Annotated in this window: 17 protein-coding genes; 7 read left to right on the forward strand and 10 right to left on the reverse strand. The window is 70.9% G+C overall.

What is annotated here, in order from left to right:
* The first annotated feature begins 153 nt into the window (after positions 1–153).
* The gene (locus A4X17_RS06705; RefSeq protein ID WP_157583364.1) at positions 154–615 is read left to right on the forward strand and encodes a hypothetical protein; all 462 of its coding nucleotides are present in this window, start codon (positions 154–156) and stop codon (positions 613–615) included.
* An 85-nt stretch (positions 616–700) separates the two neighbouring features.
* Here the strand turns inward: A4X17_RS06705 and A4X17_RS06710 are convergent, their stop codons facing one another.
* The 5 genes from A4X17_RS06710 to A4X17_RS06730 form a co-directional block, all read right to left on the reverse strand.
* A complete protein-coding gene (locus tag A4X17_RS06710; RefSeq protein WP_064294895.1) occupies positions 701–1,033 on the reverse strand; it encodes a helix-turn-helix domain-containing protein in 333 nt (110 codons plus the stop codon).
* A gap of 118 nt (positions 1,034–1,151) precedes the next feature.
* The gene (locus A4X17_RS06715; RefSeq protein ID WP_064294896.1) at positions 1,152–1,976 is read right to left on the reverse strand and encodes an NAD(P)-dependent oxidoreductase; all 825 of its coding nucleotides are present in this window, start codon (positions 1,974–1,976) and stop codon (positions 1,152–1,154) included.
* Complete coding sequence (locus A4X17_RS06720) at positions 1,973–2,806, reverse strand: enoyl-CoA hydratase/isomerase family protein (RefSeq protein WP_064294897.1); 834 nt, start codon at positions 2,804–2,806, stop codon at positions 1,973–1,975. The genes A4X17_RS06715 and A4X17_RS06720 overlap by 4 nt, the downstream gene beginning before the upstream one ends.
* A 49-nt stretch (positions 2,807–2,855) precedes the next feature.
* Positions 2,856–3,635, reverse strand: coding sequence for a 3-hydroxyacyl-CoA dehydrogenase (locus A4X17_RS06725; protein ID WP_064294898.1), 780 nt, complete (start codon positions 3,633–3,635; stop codon positions 2,856–2,858).
* Positions 3,636–3,668: 33 nt separating this feature from the next.
* Positions 3,669–4,850 (reverse strand): thiolase family protein, encoded by a 1,182-nt coding sequence (locus A4X17_RS06730; RefSeq protein ID WP_064294899.1) that lies wholly within the window; start codon positions 4,848–4,850, stop codon positions 3,669–3,671.
* Between the two features lie 150 nt (positions 4,851–5,000).
* Here A4X17_RS06730 and A4X17_RS06735 point away from each other — a divergent pair, with 150 nt between their 5' ends.
* The 6 genes from A4X17_RS06735 (at position 5,001) to A4X17_RS06760 (ending at position 10,625) form a co-directional block, all read left to right on the forward strand.
* Entirely contained in the window at positions 5,001–5,984 is a 984-nt protein-coding gene (locus A4X17_RS06735; protein ID WP_082915982.1) for a rhodanese-related sulfurtransferase, read from the forward strand.
* A gap of 12 nt (positions 5,985–5,996) precedes the next feature.
* Complete coding sequence (locus A4X17_RS06740; RefSeq protein WP_064294900.1) at positions 5,997–6,470, forward strand: SRPBCC family protein; 474 nt, start codon at positions 5,997–5,999, stop codon at positions 6,468–6,470.
* Positions 6,471–6,614: 144 nt separating this feature from the next.
* Positions 6,615–7,568, forward strand: coding sequence for an L-lactate dehydrogenase (locus tag A4X17_RS06745; protein WP_064294901.1), 954 nt, complete (start codon positions 6,615–6,617; stop codon positions 7,566–7,568).
* A 213-nt stretch (positions 7,569–7,781) separates the two neighbouring features.
* Positions 7,782–8,687 carry an ATP-binding cassette domain-containing protein gene (locus tag A4X17_RS06750; protein WP_064294902.1) on the forward strand — a complete coding sequence of 302 codons (906 nt, stop codon included), beginning with the start codon at positions 7,782–7,784 and terminating at the stop codon, positions 8,685–8,687.
* Positions 8,684–9,508: an ABC transporter permease subunit gene (locus A4X17_RS06755; protein WP_064294903.1), complete on the forward strand. Its 825-nt coding sequence runs from the start codon at positions 8,684–8,686 to the stop codon at positions 9,506–9,508. The genes A4X17_RS06750 and A4X17_RS06755 overlap by 4 nt, the downstream gene beginning before the upstream one ends.
* 100 nt (positions 9,509–9,608) lie before the next feature.
* On the forward strand, positions 9,609–10,625 hold the full coding sequence (locus A4X17_RS06760) for an MDR family oxidoreductase (protein WP_064294904.1): 1,017 nt from the start codon (positions 9,609–9,611) through the stop codon (positions 10,623–10,625).
* A gap of 178 nt (positions 10,626–10,803) precedes the next feature.
* Here A4X17_RS06760 and A4X17_RS06765 read toward each other — a convergent pair whose 3' ends face one another.
* The 5 genes from A4X17_RS06765 to hemB form a co-directional block, all read right to left on the reverse strand.
* Complete coding sequence (locus A4X17_RS06765) at positions 10,804–11,094, reverse strand: hypothetical protein (protein ID WP_064294905.1); 291 nt, start codon at positions 11,092–11,094, stop codon at positions 10,804–10,806.
* 111 nt (positions 11,095–11,205) lie between these two features.
* Positions 11,206–11,616, reverse strand: a complete 411-nt coding sequence (locus tag A4X17_RS06770; protein WP_064294906.1) for a DUF4190 domain-containing protein — start codon at positions 11,614–11,616, stop codon at positions 11,206–11,208.
* Between the two features lie 192 nt (positions 11,617–11,808).
* On the reverse strand, positions 11,809–12,156 hold the full coding sequence (locus tag A4X17_RS06775) for a hypothetical protein (RefSeq protein ID WP_064294907.1): 348 nt from the start codon (positions 12,154–12,156) through the stop codon (positions 11,809–11,811).
* Between the two features lie 108 nt (positions 12,157–12,264).
* Positions 12,265–13,680: a glutamate-1-semialdehyde 2,1-aminomutase gene (locus A4X17_RS06780; protein ID WP_064294908.1), complete on the reverse strand. Its 1,416-nt coding sequence runs from the start codon at positions 13,678–13,680 to the stop codon at positions 12,265–12,267.
* Positions 13,677–14,684, reverse strand: a complete 1,008-nt coding sequence (hemB, locus tag A4X17_RS06785) for a porphobilinogen synthase (protein WP_064294909.1) — start codon at positions 14,682–14,684, stop codon at positions 13,677–13,679. The genes A4X17_RS06780 and hemB overlap by 4 nt, the downstream gene beginning before the upstream one ends.
* Positions 14,685–14,731 lie beyond the last annotated feature (47 nt).

Raw genomic sequence — 14,731 nt, forward strand, 5'->3', positions numbered from 1 at the left:
GCGTGGAACGGTCCTGCTGTCGCGCCGATCCCCCGGCACCGTGGAATACCAGCCTCGTTCTCCGCATCCACCCAGCCCGCGTACACCGCGCATACGGCGGCCGCGGCCAGAGTGACACGCATACCGACCCCTGACGAACCGAAGGAGACGACCGTGCCGATGCACACCCCTGGGGTACCGCAGACCCCGCACCTGTTCGGCGACGTGGTTCGAGCCGAGGCGCTCCACTACACCGAACTGTTCGCGGAGAAGCCGTTCGTGCCGGCCCTGCTGCTGTACTGCTCGAACGGCGCGTACCGCATCCTGTCGCCGGGCGAGGACCACCCCGGCAGTTACGTCGCCGAGGGGCCGCTGTCCGCTGAGCGGGTGCGCGTGAACTTCATCTCGTGGCCGTCCGAGGACTGGAACCGGAACGTCGCCTTCCACGTGCTCGACTTCGACCGGACGACCGGAGGGTTCACCCAGCGGCTGCGACTCCCGGGCGATCCCGAGCCGAAGCACCAGGCCGGCCGCCACACCGAGGTCACCGACCTCGGTGCCTGGGATGTGGACACGACGTGGGAGACGGCCGAGCCGCTCCTCCGCGAGTCCTTCAAGGCACTCGCCCGCGGCTGACGGAGGGAGCGGTGGGCCGAGCGAGCGGCAGGCCGTCACCGGACGGGACGAAGCACCGTGTCCGGACGACCGCCGACGGTCGGGGTCAGGCGGCGAGCAGCTGCGGGTCGGCCGCCGGGCGCAGCGGAGTGATCGTCGCATGGGCGAGCACATCCTCAGCCAGCGGCAGGTCGACGACGATCGGAGCCGCCGCGGTCTCGAAGCGGTCCGCGATGTCGAACATGAGCGCGTCGAGGCGGGTGCGGAGCGCGTCGGCGATGGTCACCACCACCTCGGAGGAGGCGTCCTTCCGGCCGCGTTCGATCTCCGACAGGTAGGGCGTCGAGACGGCTGCGGCGGTCGCGACGTCCTGCAGGGTGCGCCCCTGTTCGAGTCGACGCGTGCGCAGGGCCGCGCCGAGGGCTTCGCGGTACAACATGGCGACTCCTTCCGGCTGCGGGCGCGGGCTCCGTGACCGCGTGTTCTCACTGTAGGCGCGGGTCGGCCAGGCTCGGGGAGCACGCGTTCTGCCGTCAGCGGACAGGGCGAGCCGTCCGCTACAGGAAGATGTCGGGGTAGAGCTCCGACTCGTCGACGCCCGGTGAGTACTTCGCGAGGTCGGTGACCCCGGCCTCCGCGAGGACGTCCTCCACGATGAGCGACCGACCCGTGAGCTCACGAGCCGATGCCGTCAGGACCTCGTAGGCGGCGTCGGCGTAGATCTCGGGGGTGCGACTCTTCGCCAGGAGGGCCTCGCCGCCGAGGATGTTGCCGACCGCCGCCGTCTTGATCGTCGTCTTCGGCCAGAGCGTGTTCGCGGCGATGCCGTCGCGCCCGAACTCGGCAGCGAGACCGAGCGTCACCATCGACATGCCGTACTTCGCGAGTGTGTAGCCGGTGTGCGCGCCGAGCCACTTCGGGTCGAGGTTGAGCGGCGGCGACAGCGACAGGATGTGCGGGTTCTCCGCGTCCTTCAGCATGGGGATGGCCGCCCGCGACAGCATGAACGTGCCACGCACGTTCACGTCCTGCATGAGGTCGTACCGCTTCGCGTCGAGGTCGAGGGTCCGAGCAAGGCTGATGACGCTCGCGTTGTTGACGACGATGTCGATGCCGCCGAACTCACCGGCGGTCTCGAACACGGCCCGTGTGATGTCGTCGTCGTTCCGGACGTCGCCGAGGATCGGGAGCGCCTGCCCACCGGCCTCGCGGATCGCGTCCGCTGCGGTGTGGATCGTCCCCTCGAGGCGGGGATCGGGGGTGTCGGTCTTGGCGAGGATCGCGACGTTCGCACCGTCGCGGGCGGCACGCAGGGCGATCGCGAGGCCGATGCCGCGGCTGCCGCCCGACATGAGGATGGTCTTGCCGGCGAGGGTGGTCATGCGGTGGGCTCCTTCGGGGTGGTGGTGGTCGACGCAGCCGAGCGTTTCGCCGACGCGGCGGCGAACGCCGCGACGCGCGCGACCGACTCGGGTGTCTCGATCGCCGCACCGATCGTGCGGGCTTCGTCGTCGAGGGCGTCCTGATAGCCGCGGCCGACGCTCTCGCGCAGCAGCCGCCGCGCCTGACCGAACGCGGCCGTGGCTCCGGCCAACCAGAACGCGGCCACCTCGCGGGCACGGGCGTCGAGCTGCTCGGCGGGGACCACCTCGGTCACGAGCCCCCAGTCGAGTGCTTCGTCCGCGCTCAGCATCCGCGGCCCGAGGGTGAGCTCGAGCGCCCGACGCATGCCGACCGCCTCGGGCAACAGGGTGCTCACGCCGCAGTCGGGCGTGAGGCCGATGTCGGCGTACTTACTGACGAACTTCGCCCGGTCGGATGCGATGATCACGTCGGCGACGAGCATGAACCCCAGTCCGCCGCCGGCGACGGCGCCCTGGACGGCGGCGACGATCGGCTTCGCGACCGATTGCAGCGTCCGATGGCCCTCGTGGATGATGTCGGCGAGCTCGGTGACGAAGGCGCCCGTCGATCCTGCGCTGCCGTCACCCATCCGCGACATCGCGAGGACGTCGCCGCCCGCGCAGAACGCGGGTCCGTTGGCGTCGAACAGGACGGCCCGGACGTCGTCGCGCTCCGCGATCTCGAGGGCGAGGTCGCGCCACCGTCTGGCCGCACGGTCGTCGATCGCGTTGAGGCTCGCGGGCCGGTTGAGCGTGAGGTGCGCGAGGCCGTCGCTCACCTCGAAGAGGATGGTGTCGTCGCTGGTCACGGAGTGGCTCCCTGGTCGGTGGATGGGTTCGTCGGCATCGGAGAGCCGGTCATTTCGGCGCCATCCGGATCGCGCCGTCGAGGCGGATCGTCTCACCATTGAGGTAGCCGTTCTCGACGATGTGCAGCGCGAGTGCGGCGTACTCGTCGGGACGGCCGAGGCGGGCCGGGTACGGCACCTGGTGCCCGAGCGACTCCTGCGCCGCCTCGGGCAGTCCGGCGAGCATGGGCGTCTCCATGATGCCGGGTGCGATCGTCACGACCCGGATCCCGAAGCGCGCCAGCTCGCGGGCGATCGGCAACGTCATCGAATGCACCGCCCCCTTGGACGCGGCGTAGGCGGGCTGGCCGATCTGTCCGTCGAAGGCTGCGACGGACGCGGTGTTGATGATGACGCCGCGGTCTCCGGCGCCGTCGACGGGATCGCCGTCCGGGTCGTTGTGCTGCATCGCGTCGGCGGTGAGCCGGATGACGTTGAAGGTGCCGAGGACGTTGACGCGCAGGACGCGTTCGAAGGTCCCGAGGTCCGCCGGGCCGTCGCGGCCGAGCACCTTCGCCGGTGGCGCGATGCCGGCACAGTTCACGACGACCCGCAGCGGTCCACGCGACACCGCCGCTTCGACCGCCGCCTGCACCTGCTCACCGTCGGTGACGTCGGCGGGCACGAAGGTCGCGAACCCGCCGAGCTCCTCGGCCCGCTCCGCCCCTGGTGAACCGGGGAGGTCGACGAGCACGACGCGCGCGCCGGCGCCGGCCAGCCGCGTCGCGGTCGCGAATCCGAGTCCCGAGGCGCCGCCGGTGACGATCGCCGAGCTGCCGGTCACATCCATGTCGTGGTTCCCTTCACCTGGTGGGCGCGCCCATCAGAGGCGCTCGATGATCGTCGCGTTGGCCATACCGCCGCCCTCGCACATCGTCTGCAGACCGTAGCGGCCGCCGGTCGCCTCGAGCTGGCCGAGGAGGGTGGCGAGGAGCTTCGTCCCGGAGGCGCCGAGCGGGTGCCCGAGGGCGATCGCCCCGCCACGCGGGTTGAGCCGGTCGTCGTCCACCCCGAACTCGCGTTGCCACGCGAGCGGGACGGAGGCGAACGCCTCGTTGACCTCGAACGCGTCGATGTCGTCGATGTCGAGCCCGCTGCGCTCCAGGATGCGGCGGGTCGCGGGGAGAATGCCGGTGAGCATCTCGATCGGGTCGCTCCCGACCGCGGCGAAGGAGACGAAACGCGCACGCGGCGTCAGCCCCAGCTCGAGCGCCCGTACCTCGCTCATGATGAGCGCGGCGGAGGCGCCGTCGGTGAGCGGTGAGGCGTTCCCCGGCGTGATCCGCCAGGCGATCTCGGGGAAGCGCGCCGCGAGCCGCTCGTCGCGGAAGACGGCAGGGAGTCCGGCGAGCGCCTCGGGGGTCGTCCCGGCACGGACCGTCTCGTCGGTCGTGACGACGGAACCGTCGGGGAGGGTGACGGCGACGACCTCGCCGGCGAACCCGCCGGACGCCCAGGTCGCGGCGGCGCGCTCATGGGAGCGGGCGGCGAAGGCGTCGAGCTCGTCGCGGCTGAGGTTCCAGCGGGCGGCGATGAGTTCGGCGGAGACGCCCTGGCCGACGAGGCCCTCGGGGAAGCGGGCTCGGAGGGCGGAGCCGAAGGGGTCTGCACCCTGCACGTTGGAGCCCATCGGCGCTCGACTCATCGATTCGACCCCGCAGGCGATGACGACGTCGTTGCCCGCCGACATGACGCTCTGTGCGGCGAAGGTGGTGGCCTGCTGGCTGGAGCCGCACTGCCGGTCGATGGTGGTGCCGGGCGTCTCCTGCGGGAGGCCTGCGGCGAGCGCCGCGTTCCGCGCGATGTTCTGCCCCTGCTCGCCGGACTGGGTGACGCAGCCGGCGTAGACGTCCTCGACGACCGCGGGATCGATGCCGGTCCGCTCCACGAGCGCGCGGATCGTGCCGGCGAGGAGGTCCGTCGGGTGCACGGCGTTCAGCGCACCGCCCGGTTTGCCCCGGCCGGACGGCGTCCGGATCGCGTCGACGATCACTGCAGTGCGCATAGCCATCTCCTTCGAGGTCTGCGTCCACCCTAGGCCTGGCACCTGCGCGGAAGGCGGCGGTTGTCGCCCTTCGACAAGCGAGGGGCCGGAACGTCCGTGTCCGCTGGACCGGCCCGACGATCCGCGGTCGGCGCCACGTACGATTGAGCGGTGGCCGACCCGAAGATCCTCCTCTACTACGCGTTCGCTCCCCTGGCGGACCCGGAGGCGATCCGGCTGTGGCAGCGCGACCTCTGCGAGTCGCTCGGTCTCCGTGGTCGCATCCTCATCTCGAAAGACGGCATCAACGGCACCGTCGGCGGCGAGCTCGACGCCTGCAAGCTCTACGTCCGGAAGACGAAGGAGCACCCCGCGTTCCGCGACCTCGATGTGAAGTGGAGCGACGGCTCCGGCTTCGACGAGGACGACCCCGTGCGCACGGCCAGGCACCGGCCCGCACCCTGGCGTCGGAGTAGCGACTTCCCGAAGCTCAGCGTGAAGGTGCGCGAGGAGATCGTGTCCTTCGGCGCACCCGGTGAGCTCGTGGTCGACGAGCACGGCGTCACCGGCGGCGGGGTGCATCTGCAGCCCACGGAACTGCATGAGCTCGTCGCGGAGCGCGGCGACGACGTCGTGTTCTTCGACGGCCGGAACGCGTTCGAGGCCGAGATCGGTCGGTTCGCCGGCGCGGTCGTCCCCGACGTCGCGACCACCCGGGACTTCGTCGCCGAGCTCGACAGCGGCAAGTACGACCACCTCAAGGACAAGCCGGTCGTCACCTACTGCACGGGCGGCATCCGCTGCGAGGTGCTCTCCGGACTCATGCGATCGCGAGGGTTCGGCGAGGTGTACCAGCTCGACGGCGGCATCGTCCGGTACGGCGAGCAGTTCGGCGACGACGGCCTGTGGGAGGGATCCCTGTACGTGTTCGACAAGCGTGGCTCGCTCGAGTTCAGCGATCACGCGGCCGTCATCGGGCACTGTGTCGTCTGCGACGCGTCGACCAAGCACCTGCAGAACTGCGCGGACCCCTCCTGCAAGACGCAGTTGGTCGTGTGCGAGGCGCACGCGGACGGGCCCGACGGCGGCCCGCGATGCGCCGTGCACGCAGGGTCCGACGCCTCCACCGATGCTCGCACCGGCCAGCCCGCCTGATCCGCCACCGTCATGACCGCCCACTTCCGCCTCCGCACCGAGCTCGACGGGACGATGCAGCAGGCCTTCGACCTCTCGCGGTCGATCGACGCCCACCTCGGCTCGATGGCGGACACCGGTGAACGGGCGGTCGGCGGCGTGACCTCCGGGCTGATCGGCCTCGGTGAGACCGTCACCTGGCGGGCGAGGCACTTCGGTGTGCCGTGGACGATGACGAGTCGGATCACCGCGTTCGAGGAACCCCACCGGTTCACCGACGACCAGGTGTCCGGTCCCTTCCGGACGTTCCGCCACGTCCACCTCTTCGAACCGCTGGAGCGACCGATGGGGACGGCGCGGACCATCATGCTCGACGACGTCACGTTCGCAGCGCCCTTCGGTCCGCTCGGGGTCGTGACCGAACACGTCGCGCTCACCCGGCACCTGCGACGACTCATCGAGTCGCGGAACCGGTGGTTGGCGGAGGCACTTCGACAGGCTCAGTGACCGAAAGGTGCGGCTCAGTGACCGGAGGGTGTGGCGGTCCGGTCCCTGAGCCTGTCGAAGGGCGGATACCTCGACATCGAGACAACCCGACACCCGTCGTGCCGCGCCCTGACCGCGCACATCCACCCCTGCCAAGATGGAGCCATGGGTGCTCGCACGAAGTCGAAACTGGCCATCATCGGGGCGGGGAGCGTCGGTTCGTCCCTCGCCTACGCCTCGCTCATCCGCGGCAGCGCCCGGCGGGTGGCGCTCTACGACATCGACGGCAAGCGCGCCTCGGCCGAGGTCCTCGACCTCGCCCACGGGACGCAGTTCACCGGGTCGAGCAGCATCACCGGCGGTGACGACATCTCGGTCGTGGCCGATGCGGACGTCGTCGTGATCACGGCCGGCGCGAAGCAGGAGCCCGGCCAGACCCGACTCGACCTCGCTGGAACGAACATCCGCATCCTCGAGCAGCTACTCCCGAAACTCGTCGAGCAGGCTCCGGACGCCGTCTACATGCTCGTCACGAACCCGTGCGACGTCCTCACCGTCGCCGCCCAGCAGATCACGGGGCTGCCGCGCGAACGCGTCTTCTCCTCCGGCACCGTCCTCGACACCTCCCGGCTGCGCTGGTTGCTCGCTGAGCACGCGGGTGTCGCGACCTCGGCGGTGCACGCACTCATCGTCGGCGAGCACGGCGACAGCGAACTGCCGCTGTGGTCGCAGGCGACCATCGGCCCCGTCCCGATCCTCGACTGGGAGCTGCCCGACGGATCGCGCTTCACGGAGCAGCAGCTCGACGAGATCGCGGTCGACGTCCGGACGGCCGCCTATCGCGTCATCGAGGGCAAGGGCGCGACGAACTACGCGATCGGGCTCTCCGGTGCACGCATCGTCGAGGCCATCCTCGGCGACGAGCACGCGATCCTGCCGGTGAGCACCGTGCTCGACGGGTACCACGGTGTCAGCGGGGTCGCCCTGTCGGTGCCGAGCATCGTCGACCGCTCGGGCGTGCGGTCGGTGGTCGAGGTCGCGATGTCGCCGCGCGAGGAACAGCAGTTCGCCGACTCGGCCGCCGCCGTCCGCGCGTCGCTCGACTCGCTCGGGCTGTAGCAGCCGACCTCGTCCTCGGCTCCGCCGTCCCTGTCTCAGGAAAGGTGCGGCGCGTCGCCCCGATGCGAGCCCGCCACGCCGGGCATCTCCTGAGACGGGCCACAGGCGCCTGCACCGGGATCTCCCCCGAGCGGCCGATGCGCAACCGGTCTCGGCCCCGATAGCGTTGCAGGACGAGGCGCGGATCCGGCCGCGCCCCTGGGGAGGTACCGGATGACCGCTGGCGTGACGATCGAGTTCGACGGACTCTCGAAATCCTTCGGGGCGGTGCAGGCGGTCGACGACCTGACGTTCCACGTGGAACCGGGCAAGGTCACCGGTTTCCTCGGCCCGAACGGCGCCGGGAAGACCACGACCTTGCGCATGCTGCTCGGCCTCGTGCAACCGACGTCCGGGAGCGCGACGTTCGGCGGCGTCCCCTACGCCAAGCTGCCGGTGCCTGCCGCGACCGTCGGCGCGGCTCTCGAGGCGGCGAGCTTCGTCCCCGGCCGCACCGCCCGCAACCACCTGCGCGTGCACGCCTCGGCAGCGCGTCTGCCGGCGAACCGGGTGGACGTCGTGCTCGCGCAGGTCGGGCTGCTCGACGTCGCGGACCGACGCGTCGCCGGGTACTCACTCGGCATGCGCCAACGGCTCGGCCTCGCGACCGCGCTCCTCGGCGACCCCGGTGTGCTCGTCCTCGACGAGCCGATCAACGGGCTCGACCCCGAGGGGATCAAGTGGATCCGCGGCTTCCTCACCGCGCTCGCGGCCGAGGGTCGGACCGTCCTCATCAGCTCGCACCTGCTCAGCGAGGTGCAGCAGTCCGTCGACGAGGTCGTGATCATCGCGAAGGGGCGGCTCGCGCACGTGGGCACGCTCGCGAGCCTCGACGCCGCCGACACCCTCCGCGTCGTCGTGAACTCCCCGGAGCACGAGCGGCTCGCCACGGCGCTGACCGCCGCGGGGTACACCTTCGACCAGGCCCGCTCGGGGCTCGTCGTGCACGATGTGGAGGCGATCGACATCGGCCGGGTCGCGCTCGCCGCCGGCATTCCGCTCAGTGCGTTGTCGCGGCATCGATCAGGGCTCGAGGATTCGTTCCTCGCGCTCGTCAGCGGTGGGGAGGACCACGCATGACCTCACTTCTGGCAGCCATCCGCTCCGAGTTCCTCAAGGTGTTCACCACCCGCGTGTGGTGGGGCCTCGCGCTCATCCTGTTCGTGTACGTCGGTTTCGCCGCGGCCGGGGCCGCTCTCCTCTTCGCCAACATCCCGGGTGCAGCCGAGTCCAGTGGCGCAGGGGCCCAGGCCACGAGCGAGATGCTCACCCAACCCGGTCTCATCTACGGCTTCGCGACGAGCATCGGGTACGTCTTCCCCGTCCTGCTCGGAGCGCTCGCCACGACCGGCGAGTTCCGGCATCAGAGCCTGACGCCGACGTTCCTCGCCAACCCGAACCGCGGTCACGTCCTCGTCGGCAAGGTCCTGGCGCTGACCGGGGTCGGCGCGCTGTACGGCGTGATCGCGCTTGTTGCGTCCGTCGGTCTCGGCGGCGGCGCCCTGGCGATCAGCGGCATCGACCCGATGCTGACCGACGCCGACACCTGGGCGCTCATCGGCCGTGCGGTGCTCGCGATGGCCCTGTGGGGTGCGATCGGTGTCGGTCTCGGGGCGGTGCTGCCGAGCCAGGTGGGCGCGATCATCGTCGTGCTGGCCTTCACCCAGTTCGTCGAGCCGCTGCTGCGCCTCGCCTCCTCGTTCTCGGAGGTCACCGCCTCCATCGGCCGGTTCCTGCCGGGCGCTGCGACGGACGCCCTCGTCGGACCGAGCTTCTACTCGATGATGTCGGCGCAGCAGGACGCGCTGGCCTGGTGGCAGGGCGGACTCGTCCTCCTCGGCATCGGAGTGATCGTCGCGCTCATCGGCTACGCCACGACCTGGCGCCGCGACGTCACCTAGGCACGGCGCGCGATGGCTCGCGCCAGGCGGCCCCTCGGCGGGGAGGCGTAGGCTCGACGGACAGCCACCGACCGGTCACCGCACCGGAGACAGGAGCACCATGGGCCGCGCATACCTCGTCGAGCAGGTCGAGCACGAGGGTGGCAAACCCACCCGGACGGTCGACCTCCGCGACCTCCCCGACGCCTCACTGCCCGACGCCGCCGTCACCGTCGACGTCGAGTACTCGAGCATCAACTACAAGGACGCCCTCGTCCTCACGGGGAAGCCGGGCGTCGTGCGGTCGTTCCCCATGGTCGCGGGCATCGACCTCGTCGGCGTCGTCGCGGCGTCGAGTGATCCCGCGTGGACGGCCGGCGACCGCGTGGCCCTGTTCGGCGACGGCCTGAGCGAGGCCCGGTACGGCGGGCTATCCGAGCGTGCGAAGGTGCGGTCCGACGCGCTCGTCCGCGTCCCCGACCACGTCTCGAGCGCACAGGCCGCCGCGATCGGCACAGCCGGGTACACCGCGGCCCTCGCCGTGCTCGCGCTCGAGCACGGCAGCGCGACCTCCGGCGCCGTCCGCGTCGGCGGGCTCCCCGTGCTCGTCACGGGAGCGGGTGGCGGCGTCGGAGGCATCGCGATCGCACTGCTGGCCGCCGCCGGCTTCGAGGTCACGGCCTCGACGGGGCGGGTCGACGAGCTGGGTGACGCCCTGCGGCGGCTCGGTGCGACGTCGATCGTCGACCGCGCCGAGTTCGCCGAGGCCGGTCGCCCGCTCGGCAGCCAGCGCTGGGCGGGAGCCGTCGACTCCGTCGGCGGTCAGACGCTCGCGACGGTCCTGTCGCAGGTCGAGTACGGCGGGACGGTCGCCGCCTGTGGTCTCGCCGGTGGGTCCGATCTCCCGACGTCGGTCATGCCGTTCATCCTCCGCGGAGTCACGCTCGCGGGCGTGAACTCCGTCGAGGCACCGCTCCCCCTGCGGCAGGCCGCCTGGGAGCGCGCTACCACCGCGCTCGACCTCGATGTCCTCGACACCCTGACCGAGACGGTCCCCCTCGCCGACGCGACGGATGCGGCGGAGCGGGTCCTCGCAGGCTCGGTCCACGGCCGGATCGTCGTCGACGTCCGCGCCTGATCGGGCCCAAGGAACAGGCCCGGCCGTCCCCAATTCAGGAGAGTTGCGGTGGGGCGCACACCCACCCGGGCGACACACCGGCCGACTCCTGAGACAGGGACACCGCGCAGCGCTCCAGGAACGCGACAGCGGCCGGTGCCCGAAGGCGACCGGCCGCTGCCGACGGGACTGCTGAGACTCAGTAGCCGGCGGTCGACATGACCGAGCCGAGCGCGACGGCGTAGAAGATACCGCCGATGATGCCGAGCACGACGAGGATGATGCCGATGATGACACCGATCTTGGCGAGCTGGTTCGGGTAGCCGGCGTCCTTCGACTGCTTCTGCGCGACGAGGCTGATGATCAGGCCGACGAGCGGCACGACGATCGCGAGGATGAGGCCGACGAGGCCGAGCGTCTTGCCCGGGTAGTCGGCGGGCAGAGCGCCGCCAGGCTGCTGCGGGGCGTTGTACTGGGGTGCGTTGGTCATGATGGTTCCTCTCGAGGATGGTAGATGCGCCACGGGCGCGAGCCAACAGTAGTGGGTTAGGTACCCGACAGGCGATGGGGACAACTCCCCAATCGCCCGGATGTCATCTGATTACGGGCAGGTGATGGTGGTCGTGCCGTCGGTGTGGACACCGCTCCCGAGGGACGCACACGCCTCGTTGAACGCCGCAGCTCCGATTGCGACGGCGGCGATCGTGATGATGATCGCCAGCACGATGAAGACGATCGACAGGATGAGGCCGACCTTCGCCAGCGTGTTCTTGACACCCGCGTTCTTCGACTGCACCAGTGCGACGATGCTGAGGATGAGGCCGATCGGCGGGGCGAGGAACGCGAGGATCAAGCCGACGATGCCGAGCGTCTTGCCGGCGGTCGCGTCGCCGGAGGGAGCTGCGCCGCCGGAGTACGCGGGAGCGGAGCCGTACTGATCCTTCGGGGGCTGCGGCGCCTGGGGAGCCTGCGGCGGCTGGCCGGGGTACTCACCGGGAGGAGGAGTCGACATGGCTGTGGTCCTTTCGAACAGGCGGATCTGCGGAGGTTCGAGCGCGCCCAGAATACCGGTCAGACGTCGTTTTGTGCCCTGTTCGAGGGAAATGGTTGCGAACGGCCCTGATCAGCGCCAGGATGCGCGGGCACCGCGCCCTGGCCCACGATCCGGGCCCGGCCGAGACCGCCGTACGTCCGGCAGCTCGTCCTAGTGCAGGTCGAGGGCCGCGATGAGCTCGGCGCTGCGACGGGTCGTGATGATGAGCCGCGAGTACTCCGCGTCTTCGAGATCGATGACGACCGACGGTTTGGTGCCTTTGATGACCAGGAAGTCCATGCCACCGTGGAACTTCCACTGGCCGATGGCGAGCGTCAACGGGATCGCGGTACCCGGCGCACGGATGCCCCGGACCCAGATCCACGGGTCGTCGGTGATGGTGGCGGAACGGATGCTCGACCGTGGCACGACGACGTTGCTCCGACGCAGCGAGAGCGCTTTGTCGTACGCGGACAGCTCGATCTCCAGTCGGTCGGGGTGCAGACGCAAGGAGGCCATGCCTCTAGTCTGCCAACCCCCACCGACGTTCGCGTTGCCGGAAGTTCACAAAGCGGTAACGCATGCCCTGTGCGACGTCCGACGTCGGCGGCGGGGCGACCGTCCGACTCAGCGGATGGCCGCCGCAGCCGCGCGGGCCGCCGCGGGCAGGGCGTCGACGATGCGCCCGATCGCTTCGTCGTCGTGCGCCGCGGAGACGAACCAGGCCTCGTACACGCTCGGCGGGAGCGACACCCCGGCGTCGAGCATGCGGTGGAAGAAGGCAGGGTACCGAAAGGCGTCCTGCCGCAGGACCGCGGCGTAATCGGTCGGTGCCGTCTCGCTGAAGGCGAAGGAGAACAGGTTCCCGGCGCGTTGCACGGTGTGCGCGACCCCGGCCTCCGTGAGTGCGTTCGAGGTCGCCTCGGACACGATCGCGGCCGCCGCATCGACCCGACGGTAGACGTTCTGGTCGGCGAGGCGCAACGTCTCGATGCCGGCGGCGAGGGCCACCGGGTTCCCCGAGAGCGTCCCGGCCTGGTAGACCGGGCCGGTCGGCGCCAGCAGGTCCATGAGCTCGGCGCGCCCACCCAGCGCGGCGAGGGGCATGCCGCCGCCGATGACCTTGCCGAACGTGAAGAGATCGGGCTGGTACACACCGACGGGGATGCTGATGGCGCCGGTCGAGTTGGCGACGGCGTGGTTGCCGGCCTCCCAGGCCTCGGCACCCGGGACGGGCTCCGTGCCCGGCGCGACGGCGGCGAGTCCGCGGTTGTCGAGTCCCCACCAACCGGCGGAGGAGACGCGGAACCCGGTGAGCACCTCGTCGATGATGACCAGCGCGCCGTACTCGTGCGCGAGCTTCACGACGCTCGCGTTGAACCCGGGAGCCGGCGGCACGACGCCCATGTTGGCGGAGGCCGCCTCCATGATGATCGCGGCGATGTCCTGGCCGCGCTCGGCGAAGACCTCGCGGAGTGCCGACCGGTCGTTGTACGGGACGACGATCGTCTGGGCGGCCGTCTCGGCGGTGACCCCGGCGGACCCCGGCAGGGCGAGGGTCGCGACGCCCGATCCCGCTTCGGCGAGCAGGCCGTCGGAGTGGCCGTGGTAGTGGCCGGCGAACTTCACGATGAGACTGCGACCCGTGGCACCGCGCGCGAGGCGGATGGCCGTCATAGTCGCCTCGGTGCCGGTGGAGACCATGCGCAGCTTCTCGATCGGCGCGACACCGGACGCCTGGACGCGCTCCTTGACGAGCTCCGCGAGCTCGGTCTCGGCCGGGGTGGACGCGCCGAAGGAGAGACCGCGGACCGCAGCGGCCTGCACGGCCTCGACGACCTGCGGGTGCGCGTGTCCCAGGAGTGCGGGGCCCCACGCGCTCACGAGGTCGACGTACTGCACGCCCTCGGAGTCGGTGATGTAGGGGCCGGTCGCGGACACCATGAACCGCGGCGTACCGCCGACGGAGCGGAAGGCTCGGACGGGCGAGTTCACCCCGCCGGGGATCGATCGCTGGGCTCTGACGAATGCTGCGTCGTTCATCGGGTTCCTCCTGCACGCAGGCCGCGCGCCTCATCCAACCAACCGGCGAGTTCGACGGCCCAGTAGCTCAGGACGACCTCGGCTCCGGCGCGCTTGATGGACAGCACCGACTCCTCGATCGCGCGTCGACGGTCGATCCAGCCCTGCTGGGCGGCGGCCTCGATCATGGCGTACTCACCGGACACCTGGTACGCCCAGACCGGGATCGAGACCGTGTCCGCCACGTCGGCCAGGACGTCGAGGAAGCTCCCCGCGGGCTTCACCATGACGATGTCGGCGCCCTCGGCCTCGTCGATGAGGGCCTCGCGCAGACCCTCACGACGGTTGGCGGGGTCGAGCTGGTACGTGCGGCGGTCGCCCTGCAGTTGCGAGTCGACGGCCTCGCGGAACGGCCCGTAGAGCGCGGATGCGAACTTCGCCGAGTAGGCGAGGATGATCGTGTCGTCGAACCCGGCGGCGTCGAGCGTCTCGCGGACGGCGGCGACCTGGCCGTCCATCATGCCCGAGAGCCCGAGGAGGGCCGAGCCCGACTCGGCCTGGGCCAGCGCCATGTCGCGGTAACGGTCGAGCGTGCGGTCGTTGTCGACGCGCCCGCGGTCGTCGAGGACGCCGCAGTGTCCGTGATCGGTGAACTCGTCGAGGCAGAGATCGGTCTGCACGACCAGGGCGTCGCCCACCTCGGCGACGAGCGCACGGGTGGCCACGTTGAGGATGCCGTCGGGGTCCGTCGCGCCGGAACCCACGGCGTCGCGCTCGGCCGGGACACCGAAGAGCATGACCCCACCGATGCCGGCCGCGGCCGCCTCGGCCGCGGCGCGCTTCGCGCTGTCGACGGTGTGCTGCCGGACGCCCGGCATCGAGGAGATCTCGACCGGCTCGGAGACGCCCTCCCGAACGAACATGGGGAGCACCAGCTCCGCCGGGTCGAGTCGCGTCTCGCTGACGAGGCGACGGATGGCCGGCTGCTGCCGGAGACGACGGGGACGGGTCTCGGGAATGCTCACCCGTCCAGCCTACGCGCCGCTACCGACCCGCCCTCCCGGTTCGCGCA

Origin of the sequence: Plantibacter sp. H53 (assembly GCF_001650455.1) — a bacterium.
In the GTDB taxonomy this organism is placed as follows: domain Bacteria; phylum Actinomycetota; class Actinomycetes; order Actinomycetales; family Microbacteriaceae; genus Plantibacter; species Plantibacter flavus_A.

Coding starts and splice junctions, on each gene's coding strand:
- A4X17_RS06710 (WP_064294895.1), bottom strand. CDS start 1,033: ATGTTGTACCGCGAAGCCCTCGGCGCGGCCCTGCGCACGCGTCGACTC.
- A4X17_RS06715 (WP_064294896.1), bottom strand. CDS start 1,976: ATGACCACCCTCGCCGGCAAGACCATCCTCATGTCGGGCGGCAGCCGC.
- A4X17_RS06725 (WP_064294898.1), bottom strand. CDS start 3,635: ATGGATGTGACCGGCAGCTCGGCGATCGTCACCGGCGGCGCCTCGGGA.
- A4X17_RS06730 (WP_064294899.1), bottom strand. CDS start 4,850: ATGCGCACTGCAGTGATCGTCGACGCGATCCGGACGCCGTCCGGCCGG.
- A4X17_RS06740 (WP_064294900.1), top strand. CDS start 5,997: ATGACCGCCCACTTCCGCCTCCGCACCGAGCTCGACGGGACGATGCAG.
- A4X17_RS06745 (WP_064294901.1), top strand. CDS start 6,615: ATGGGTGCTCGCACGAAGTCGAAACTGGCCATCATCGGGGCGGGGAGC.
- A4X17_RS06750 (WP_064294902.1), top strand. CDS start 7,782: ATGACCGCTGGCGTGACGATCGAGTTCGACGGACTCTCGAAATCCTTC.
- A4X17_RS06755 (WP_064294903.1), top strand. CDS start 8,684: ATGACCTCACTTCTGGCAGCCATCCGCTCCGAGTTCCTCAAGGTGTTC.
- A4X17_RS06760 (WP_064294904.1), top strand. CDS start 9,609: ATGGGCCGCGCATACCTCGTCGAGCAGGTCGAGCACGAGGGTGGCAAA.
- A4X17_RS06765 (WP_064294905.1), bottom strand. CDS start 11,094: ATGACCAACGCACCCCAGTACAACGCCCCGCAGCAGCCTGGCGGCGCT.
- A4X17_RS06770 (WP_064294906.1), bottom strand. CDS start 11,616: ATGTCGACTCCTCCTCCCGGTGAGTACCCCGGCCAGCCGCCGCAGGCT.
- A4X17_RS06775 (WP_064294907.1), bottom strand. CDS start 12,156: ATGGCCTCCTTGCGTCTGCACCCCGACCGACTGGAGATCGAGCTGTCC.
- A4X17_RS06780 (WP_064294908.1), bottom strand. CDS start 13,680: ATGAACGACGCAGCATTCGTCAGAGCCCAGCGATCGATCCCCGGCGGG.